This window comes from Wenzhouxiangella limi, assembly GCF_010499265.1.
GTDB classification, from domain to species: domain Bacteria; phylum Pseudomonadota; class Gammaproteobacteria; order Xanthomonadales; family Wenzhouxiangellaceae; genus Wenzhouxiangella; species Wenzhouxiangella limi.
This window is the reverse complement of record NZ_JAAGSC010000044.1, coordinates 270902-280126: the sequence shown is the minus strand read 5'-3', so window position 1 is coordinate 280126 and position 9225 is coordinate 270902. Positions and strand designations below refer to the sequence as shown.

Annotated in this window: 11 protein-coding genes; 10 read left to right on the top strand and 1 reads right to left on the bottom strand. The window is 65.5% G+C overall.

All coding sequences use genetic code 11. The annotated features are described in order from the left end of the window. The first annotated feature begins 15 nt into the window (after window positions 1-15). The 3 genes from G3I74_RS14840 (at window position 16) to G3I74_RS14830 (ending at window position 1674) form a co-directional block, all read left to right on the top strand. Window positions 16-594 (top strand): nuclear transport factor 2 family protein, encoded by a 579-nt coding sequence (locus G3I74_RS14840; RefSeq protein WP_164212380.1) that lies wholly within the window; start codon window positions 16-18, stop codon window positions 592-594. Next, window positions 591-1145 carry a chalcone isomerase family protein gene (locus tag G3I74_RS14835; protein WP_164212379.1) on the top strand — a complete coding sequence of 185 codons (555 nt, stop codon included), beginning with the start codon at window positions 591-593 and terminating at the stop codon, window positions 1143-1145. The genes G3I74_RS14840 and G3I74_RS14835 overlap by 4 nt, the downstream gene beginning before the upstream one ends. A gap of 76 nt (window positions 1146-1221) precedes the next feature. Then, a complete protein-coding gene (locus G3I74_RS14830; protein ID WP_164212378.1) occupies window positions 1222-1674 on the top strand; it encodes a universal stress protein in 453 nt (150 codons plus the stop codon). 12 nt (window positions 1675-1686) lie between these two features. Here G3I74_RS14830 and G3I74_RS14825 read toward each other — a convergent pair whose 3' ends face one another. After that, window positions 1687-2607, bottom strand: coding sequence for an SDR family oxidoreductase (locus G3I74_RS14825; RefSeq protein ID WP_164212377.1), 921 nt, complete (start codon window positions 2605-2607; stop codon window positions 1687-1689). Window positions 2608-2937: 330 nt separating this feature from the next. On the opposite strand from G3I74_RS14825, the gene phhA reads away from it, so the two are divergent. The 7 genes from phhA to lexA all read left to right on the top strand — a co-directional run bounded on the left by phhA (window position 2938) and on the right by lexA (window position 9215). Beyond that, entirely contained in the window at window positions 2938-3738 is an 801-nt protein-coding gene (phhA, locus tag G3I74_RS14820) for a phenylalanine 4-monooxygenase (protein WP_164212376.1), read from the top strand. Window positions 3739-3740: 2 nt separating this feature from the next. Beyond that, window positions 3741-4082, top strand: a complete 342-nt coding sequence (locus G3I74_RS14815; protein ID WP_164212375.1) for a 4a-hydroxytetrahydrobiopterin dehydratase — start codon at window positions 3741-3743, stop codon at window positions 4080-4082. Then, window positions 4075-5037, top strand: coding sequence for an AAA family ATPase (locus G3I74_RS14810; protein ID WP_164212374.1), 963 nt, complete (start codon window positions 4075-4077; stop codon window positions 5035-5037). The genes G3I74_RS14815 and G3I74_RS14810 overlap by 8 nt, the downstream gene beginning before the upstream one ends. Next, window positions 5037-6014, top strand: coding sequence for a DUF58 domain-containing protein (locus G3I74_RS14805; protein ID WP_164212373.1), 978 nt, complete (start codon window positions 5037-5039; stop codon window positions 6012-6014). The genes G3I74_RS14810 and G3I74_RS14805 overlap by 1 nt, the downstream gene beginning before the upstream one ends. A 31-nt stretch (window positions 6015-6045) precedes the next feature. Beyond that, complete coding sequence (locus G3I74_RS14800) at window positions 6046-7992, top strand: transglutaminase TgpA family protein (RefSeq protein WP_164212372.1); 1947 nt, start codon at window positions 6046-6048, stop codon at window positions 7990-7992. A gap of 62 nt (window positions 7993-8054) precedes the next feature. Then, window positions 8055-8570 (top strand): Slp family lipoprotein, encoded by a 516-nt coding sequence (locus tag G3I74_RS14795; protein ID WP_203594791.1) that lies wholly within the window; start codon window positions 8055-8057, stop codon window positions 8568-8570. A gap of 33 nt (window positions 8571-8603) precedes the next feature. After that, window positions 8604-9215, top strand: coding sequence for a transcriptional repressor LexA (gene lexA / locus G3I74_RS14790; protein ID WP_164212371.1), 612 nt, complete (start codon window positions 8604-8606; stop codon window positions 9213-9215). The last annotated feature ends 10 nt before the right edge of the window (window positions 9216-9225 follow it).

The following is a 9225-nucleotide window of genomic DNA, read 5'->3' as shown; positions in this document are numbered from 1 at the left end:
GCGCAAACTGCCATAATGAAATCGTCAACGCATATTTTTTTCGGTGTTCTACTGATGGCGCTGGTCATCGGGCTGGCCGGATGCAGCGGCCGAGGAGGCGCAACAACCATGATCGATGTGGATGGCTATGAGCAAGCCATGGCCAAATTTCCCGGTTCAACGGAGGCCATCGATACCGGCCTGGAGCGGTTCCAGTCGACTTTCCACGACCTCACCGCGCCCGACATCGCCGATCGGTTTCGCGACACCTACGCCGAATCGCTGTTTTTCAACGACACGTTGCATACGATCGACCGTCTCGATGATCTTGCCGATTACATGGCCAAGACCGGCGCGAACTTGAGCGAAAGCACGGTCGATGTTCATCAGATCGTACGCGACGGGTCCGACGTCTTCGTGCGCTGGACCATGGAGTTCAGGACCCGCGCAGCCGGCCGCAACATTCACTCGCACTCCATTGGCATGACCCACCTCAGGTTCGACGAGGCCGGCCGCGTCGTGCTGCACCAGGATTTCTGGGACAGCGGCCATGCCCTGTATGCCCATCTGCCGATCGTCGGCTTTGCCGTGCGCAGAGCGCGGAGCGCAATGTGAGCCGCCTGAGCTGGAGCCAATCGCTGGCCGCCTTGCTGCTGGTCGCGTCGTGCGGCCTGGCGTGGGCGGCGCCCGAGCCCGGCGATCTCAAGCGCTGTGCTGAACTGGAGCTGCGCGTGGCCGGACTGTTTCATGTCGGCACGGCCTATCTGTACCTTGACCAATGCAGCAGCGCGTCTGAAATCCTCGAGACCGTGCCCAAGCAGTTTTCGCTGGAGCTGGCGCGCGACTTCAAAGGCGAGGACCTGATCGAATCGGCGCGCTCGACGCTGACCCGCAACCTGGGCGTTGATCGCGCGGACCAGCTGCCCGAGGCACTGCGCTGCCTGGCCGATGCCTACGTGGACGCCGATTCCGGCGACCGCTATGACGTGGTCTACCGGCCCGGAGAAGGGCTGGGTTTGTACCTGAACGAGCGCCTGCTGCAAAGCTGCGACGACAGCGAAGACGCCGAAAAGTACTTCATGATCTGGTTCGGCGAGGATCCGTTCCACCGCCGCATGCGCGACCGGCTGCTGGAACAGGCGCGCGAGACAGCCGCGGCCAGCTGAAGTGCGCCCGGCGCGGCCGCCGGGTCCGGTGGGGCTACAATGGCGACAGTGATACGACCCTGCCGGGAGCCTGCCGATGCCCTTTCAACACACCTCCGTACTGGTTGCCGTTGACGATTCCGAGAGCGCCGGCCGGGCGCTGGACTTCGCCCTGGAACTGGCCGAAACCCTGCGCCTGCCGGTTCGGATCGTTCACGCAACCCGCCCTCGCCACGGTCGCGCCGGAGAAGTCCGCACCATTGACTACGAAGAAGTGCAGCAAGCAGCGGGCGGCATCCCCGAATACGAGCTGGCGGCGGCCGTGCTCGATCGGGCTCTGGCTCAGGCCGGTGAGCGTGCCGTGTCGGTCGAACCGGTGCTGCTCAGCGGGGATCCGGCCGAAGCCCTGCTGCGCTACGCCGCCGAGTGCGACCGTCCCATGCTGGTGGTGGGGCGGCGGGGCCGCGGCCGGCTGCAGGGGTTGCTGATGGGCAGCGTCAGCGACAAGACCGTTCGTCTGGCCCGCTGCCCGGTTATCGTGATCCACTAACGCCAGATTCGATTAAATCTTTTGGCCGTACAGGTCGAGCAGCGCTCCCATGCGCTGTTCCACCCATTCGCTGACCGGCGTCAACCGCACCTTGAAGCGTTGTTCCAGCGCCTCGGTGTCGATCAGCGGGCCGTCCTCGGGCATTCGGTCGATTCCCTCGTACAAGGCCGCCACCGACCGCCCGACCTCGGCGCTTGCGGCCATGTGGCTCAGCGTTTCGGCAAAATCGGCAACCGTCTGGGGGGCGTAGTGCACCTCGCGCCGGTAAACCTGCGCCAGCATCCGGCAAAGTTCGGGACCGGTCACGGGCTCGGGGCTTGCGATATCAAAGACCTCGCCGGCAACATCGGCCTCGAGCCCGGCCACGGCGAGCTTTGCCTGGTCTTCGGTTGCCGTCCAGTTCAAACGCCGCCCTGAATCCAGCGGCGGATAAGTCAGCTGGCCCAGTTCACGGATTTCACGCAGGATGTGGGGCCAAACCAGGTTAGCCAGGTACAGCGTGGGTCGCAGCACGACCGCCTCGACGCCGCTGTTGAGTACGCGCTCCGAGGCCGCGCGCAAACCGCTCACGAACGGACCAGGCGGCATCGCTTCCCCGCACCAGGCCGATGTCGTAAAGACCAGCCGCTGCAGACCGGCAGCCCGCGCTGCGGCGATGACGTGCTCGAGCATGGCCTCGGCTTCGGCAGACTGCGGCATCACGGGCAGATAGAAAAAGGCAGCATCCATGCCCGCCATCGCCTGCCGGACGGAATCCGCCTCGAGCAGGTCGGCTTCGCAAACTTCAGCGCGGCTGGACAGGCTTTCTTCAGCCTTGACGACATCCCGGCTGACCGCTCGCACGGAAAGACCGGCCCTCAGGGCAGCATCGACCACTGGATGCCCCTGCGTACCGGTTGCTCCGAATACCACCAGGCTTGAAATCTTGCTCATCGTCGACTGTCTCGGATTTCCTGATTACTCAGCCGTCAGCCTACCATCAAAAAAAGGCGGCGCCCGCAGGCGCCGCCTCTGAAAGCCCCCTCAAAAAGGGACCAGCAACCCTTTGATTGGAGGAGGGGGAGTCCGCTGCCCCTCGCCAAGGCGAGGGTCCCTACCAGCAACAACTGGTGGTTATGATGCGCGAAGAATGGCGGGCAGGTCATCAGGCATTTATCCCAATGGTTTGTAGGAAATTTGCTATGCGTTGTAGGAAATTTGCCATGTCCTGGGCCCTGACCGTGCAGTGATACCATCGGGGACCTGCCACTACGGAGAACGGACATGGCCAAATCGTCAGACTACCAAGCCAAGGTCCCGGACGACCGCGGCATCATCCCCTACACCGAAGAGGAGCATGCGGTCTGGTCTGACCTGTACGCTCGCCAGATTCGCATCATCGACAACCGCGTCTGTCAGCCGTTTCTGGACGGGCTGGACATACTCGGGCTGCACCGGGACCGAGTCCCGCAGCCGACGGAGGTCTCAGAAGTGCTTCAGGCCAGGACCGGCTGGACCGTGGCACCGGTGCCGGCGCTGATCAATTTCGACCGTTTCTTCCAGCTGTTGTCGGAGAAGAAGTTTCCCGCCGCTTCCTTCATTCGCTCGCGCGAAGACATGGACTATCTAAAAGAACCCGATATCTTCCACGAGATCTTCGGCCACGCGACAATGCTCACCCACCAGGCGTTCGCCGACTTCACCGAGGCCTACGGCAAAGCCGGCGTCCGCGCCAGCCGTGAAGAGCGCATCTTTCTGGCCCGCCTGTACTGGTTCACGGTCGAGTTCGGTCTGTTGCAGACCCCGGAGGGGGTGCGAATTTGCGGCGGCGGCATTGCCTCATCGCCCGGAGAAACCGAGTATGCGCTGGAAAGCCCGGAACCGCTGAGACGCCCGTTCGACCCGATCGACGTGCTGCGCACACCCTACAGAATCGACATTTTCCAACCCGTCTACTACATCCTGGACCGCATGGATGACCTGTTCAAGCTGGCCCGCGAGGACCTGCTTGCGCTCATTCGCCAGGCCCGGGTGCTCGGCGAGTTCACACCCACCTATCCCCCCAAACACAAGGAGGCCGCGTAACCATGGCCAATGAACGCCTGACCGAAAAAAAATGCGTACCCTGCGAAGGTGGCACCGAGCCACTGCAACCGGATCGGATCGAAGAGCTGCTGCCACAGATCCCCGGCTGGCAGGTCGACGAACACCACAAGCAGATCTTTCGTCGCTTCGAGTTCAAGGGGTTTTACAAGACCATGGCCTTCATCAACGCCATGGCCTGGGTGGCCAACCAGGAAAACCATCATCCGGATTTCGAGGGTGGCTACAACTTCTGCCTGGTGCACTTCAGCACGCACGCCATCGACGGCCTGAGCGAGAACGACTTCATCTGCGCCGCAAAGCTCAACGCACTGCTGGATGAGTAGCCGGCCAGAGCTGTCGCCGACCGCAGGCGCCGAGGCTCCACCAGACAGCGATCTTGAGCGGGCGATCGCCGCCGTCAACGGCGTGATCGTCGACAAACCCGCGGTCGTCGAGCTCGCCTTTTCGGCCCTGCTGGCCGGCGGCCATCTGCTTATAGAGGATCTGCCCGGGGTCGGCAAGACCACCCTGGCCCAGGCGTTGTCGCTGGTTCTCGGCGGCAGCTGGCAGCGGGTGCAGTTCACCAACGACATGCTGCCGGCCGACATTCTGGGGGTCTCGGTGTTTCGCCGCCAGGACGAGCTTTTCGAATTCCGGCCCGGCCCGGTCTTTGCCAACGTGGTTCTGGCCGACGAGATCAATCGCGCGACGCCACGGACCCAGTCTGCCCTGCTTGAAGCGATGGCCGAAGGCCAGGTCACCGTGGACGGCAAGACCCACACCCTGCCCCGGCCCTTTTTCGTCATCGCCACCCAGAATCCGCTGGACATGGCCGGCACCTATCCGCTGCCCGACTCCCAGCTCGACCGCTTCTTGCTGCGCACCTCCATCGGCTACCCCTCTGCGGCCGAGGAGCGACGGCTGCTGGTCGAACCCGACCGGCGCCAGCTTCTCGAAACGCTGCAGCCTGAGCTCGACAGCCAGCGGGTGCTGGCCCTGGTTGCGCAGGCCGAAGCGCTGCACGTGGCCGAACCGGTGCTGGACTACATCCAGGCACTGATCGGCGCCACGCGGAATCATGCGGGCCTGCGCGCAGGGCTTTCACCGCGAGCGGCGCTGGCGCTGATTCGCACCGCGCGCGCCCACGCACTGGTCCGACGCCAGGATTTCTGCCTGCCCGAGAACGTCAAGCAGATCTTTCCGTTCCTGGCCGGGCATCGCCTGCAGCCGCTACCGGAATCCGGGCTCGACAGCCGCAGCATCGTCGAAGAAATCGTCGCCAACACCGCCGTGCCCTGATGGACAGCGCCCGTTCCGCGTCCGGACAGCCGTCCCAGGGGCTGCCGCGGCGCTGGTTCAACGCCTGGATTGTTCGCCGCGGCCCCACCCGCCCACCGCTGACCCTGCGCTACCGCCAGATCTTCATTCTGCCGACCCGCTTCGGCTGGCTGCTCGGCGCGCTGATGTTCGCCATGCTGATGGGCAGCCTCAACTTCAACAACAATCTCGGCCTTTTGACCACTTTCATCGTCGCCGGGCTGGGCTCGAACTCCATGCTCATCGCCTACCGCAATCTCGAAGGCCTGCGCATTCTGCGCACCGGCGCAGCACCGGTGTTTGCCGGACAAAGCGCACTCCTGCTGGTCAGCCTGGCCGGCAACGCAGGCCGGCCCCGACCGGGCCTGGAAGTTGCGCTCGATGACAACGAGCAGATCGTTTCCATCCCCGCAAACGGCGTCAGCGAGGTGCAGCTGCCGCTGCCCACGCATCACCGCGGCTGGCTGCAACCCGGTCGGTGTCGCGTCCAGACCTGTCAGCCTGTCGGACTGTTTCGAGCCTGGTCCTGGTTCTGGCCGGAACGGCCCATTCTGGTCTGGCCACGGCCGGCCACGAACCCGCCACCGCTGCCGGAAGGCGGTGGCCGGCGCGAAGGCCAGCTGGACCAGCCCCAGGCCGACGGCGACGAGTTCTACAGCCTGCGCAAGTGGCGCGAGGGGGATCCGCTGCATCGGGTCGCCTGGAAAGCCAGCCAGCGTCACGACACCCTGCTGGCGCGCGAACTGCGCCGGCCGCGCTCACGCCATCTGGCGCTGGACCTCGCGCAAACGCCGGGCCAGGACCTTGAGCAACGCATCGGCGTGCTGACGGCCTGGGTCCTGACCGCTCACCAGCAGCAGCGCGCGTGGACCCTGCGCCTGGGCCCCGAGACGCTGGGTCCGGGCCGGGACGATGCGCACCTGCAGCGGTGCCTGCGCGCTCTGGCCGAGTTCCAGTAGACCGCCAGTGGCGCATCCGGCACCCAGGCATTTGCCATTCAATGCGGTCGCGTGGACGATCGCGGCCTTTCTCATCGCTGCGCTGCCGCACCTGGCCGCCATGCCACCGTGGCTGGCCGGCTTCATCGTCGGCGCCTGCGCCTGGCGGCTGGTGGTGGCGCGCAACAGGGGTTCTCGACCGCCGGCCTTGCTGCGACTGCTGCTCACCGGCATGGCCATCGCGCTGATCGTGCTTGCCTTTGGCGGCCTGTGGGGCCGAAGGACCGCCACCGCGCTGCTGTGCGTGATGCTGGCCGCCAAGATGATGGAGATGTTCAGCATGCGCGACCTGCGCCTGGTCGCCTCGGTCAGCTTTTTCCTGATCGCCACCCAGTTCCTGTTCAGCGAGAAGCTGATCTACCTCGGCTACCTGGTGGTCGGGTCTCTGACAGCGACCATTGCCCTGGTTCGCATTCAGGATATCCATGGTCGACCGGCCGGCGCGGCGCCCGTTGCCCAGGCCGCCGCCGTTCGCAACGGCGCGGTGCTGCTGCTGATGGCCATGCCGGTCGCGCTGACCCTGTTCGTGCTGTTTCCGCGCCTGGCGCAGCCGCTGTGGGGACTGCCCGACCAGGTTCTGGACGGCCGCACCGGCCTGTCGGACGACATGTCGCCGGGCAGCATCAGCAACCTTTTCCTCGACGACTCACCGGCGTTTCGGGTGGAGTTTGAAGGTCGGCCTCCGCCGCCCGATGAGCGCTACTGGCGCGGTCCGGTTCTGTGGAATTTCGACGGCAGTACCTGGACCAGCCCGTTTTCCGGCGACGCGCCCCGGCGGCGTTTCGTGCCCGAAGGCGAAGCCGCGCGGCACTACTCGATCCAGCTCGAACCGCACGAGCGCCGCTGGTTGTTTGCCCTGGACTACCCGGTCCGCGCCCCGGACAACGCGACCGTCACCGTCGACCACCAGCTCCTCAACCGCCATCCGATCACGGCCCTGACGCGCTACGAGCTGGTCTCCAACCCCGACTTTGTCGATATGCCCACCCTGCCCGACGGTGCCCGCTCGTTGGCCTTGCGGCTGCCGGACGGCCGCAATCCCAGAACCCTGGAACTGGCCGCCGAACTGCGCCAGCGCCATCCCGACGATCGCGAGTTGATCGCGGCGGTGCTGCGCTGGTTCCGCGAGGAAGAATTCTTTTACACCCTGAGCGCGGCACCGCTGGGACGCCACGGCGCCGATGAATTTCTGTTCGACCTGCGCTCGGGCTACTGCGAATACTACGCATCGGCTTTCGCCATTCTGATGCGCGCGGCCGGCATTCCGACGCGGATCGTGACCGGCTACCAGGGCGGCCTGTGGCAGGGCGGCAGCGACTATCTGCTGGTGCGACAGTCCGACGCCCACGCCTGGACCGAGGTCTGGCTGCAAGGGTCGGGCTGGACCCGGGTCGATCCGACCGCCGCGGTCTCGCCGGACCGGATCGAGCAGGGCTCGGGCAGCGTGATCGAGCGGCCCGGCGCCGTGTTCAACTTCGACTGGCTGGCGCAGCTGCGCAATCGCTATGACCGTATCCAGCACCTGTGGAACCGCTGGGTGCTCGGATTCGACCACGACCGCCAGCGCGACTTTCTGCAGCGGCTCGGGCTGCCGGACCTGACGCCGGAGCGCATTGCGGTGCTGATGCTGCTGGTCCTGCTGATAGTCACGGCACCGATCAACTATTTTCTGCTTCGGCAGGCGCGCCCCGCGCGCCGCACGCCGGCCGAGCGCGCCTGGCACGGCATGCTGGGACGTTTGCGTCGGCTGAACCTGGCAAAGCACCCGGCAGAAACCCCGCTGGAGTTTGCCGCCCGGGTCGAGGCCGCGCTGCCGCAACAGGGTGCAGCCTTCCGGTCTCTGGCCGAAATGTACTGCCGGATTCATTACGGTGATCGCGCCGGCCATGAAGCGGCATTCCTGGCCCAGGCCCGACATTTTTCTCCGCGCAAAGCATGAACCGCAAGACAGCCGATCGGTCAAACTCTTCGTTTCCGCAATCACATTGCCAGGTATCGACCATGCCCACTTTTTCCATTGTTCTGATCCGAACCACAGCGCTGGTTTTCGCCCTGCTGGGCCTGGCCGGATGCGCCAGTATTCCGGCCCCGCTGGCCGGCGAGTTTGCCGACTTCCAGCCCGACCAGGCCACGGACCGCTCGGTCGGCGCCGAAGTCCGCTGGGGCGGCAGCATCGTCGATACCCGTCCAGGCCAAAGCGAGACCTGCATCGAGATCCTGGCGCGCGACCTCGACCGCAGCCTGCGACCGACCGGCGGCGACGTCACCCACGGCCGCTTCCTGGCCTGTCGCGCCGGATTCCGTGACCCGGAGGTTTTTACCAGTGGCCGCGAAATCACCGTGGTGGGCCGGCTGCAGGGCTTTGTCGATGACACCATCGGCGAGTACGTCTATCGCTATCCGCGCCTGTCGGCCGAGGCCATCTATCTGTGGCCCGAACGGCCTGACGTCGTCTACGCCGACAGCTATCGGTATCACGGCCCCTGGTGGCCGTACTACGGCCCGTGGTGGTACTGACGGTTGATGACTGTTTTTTGATACAGTTACCGGATGAACCTGACGGCGCGTCAGCGCGAGATTCTTGAATTCATCGAGCAGCAGCTGCGCGAGCGCGGACTGCCGCCGACCCGCGCCGACATCGTCGCCCACTTCGGCTTCGCCTCGCCCAACGCCGCCCAGTGCCATCTGCAGGCGCTGGCACGGCACGGTGCAATCGAGCTGCGCCCCAACCAGGCCAGGGGCATCGTGCCGGCGGGAGCGGATTCACGCGCCTCGGCGCTCAGCCTGCCGGTAATCGGTCGCGTCGCCGCCGGCACGCCGGTGCTGGCGGTGGAAAACCACGACGATGAAATCCGCCTGGACGGGAGCGCGTTCCGGCCCGCTCCCGACTATGCCCTGCGGGTGGAAGGCGACTCCATGATCGAGGCCGGGATTTTCGACCGTGACTTGTTGCTGGTCCACCGCAGCCCGGAAGCACGCAGCGGACAGATCGTGGTGGCCCGTCTCGGCGACGAGGTCACGGTCAAACGCCTGCGCCGGCGCGGCCGCGGCACCTGGCTGGACCCGGCCAACCAGCGCCTCGAGCCGATCCGCGTCACCGCCGCAGACGATTTCGCCATCGAGGGACTGGGCGTGGGCGTGATTCGCACCCGCCTGGACTGAACAACAAGCA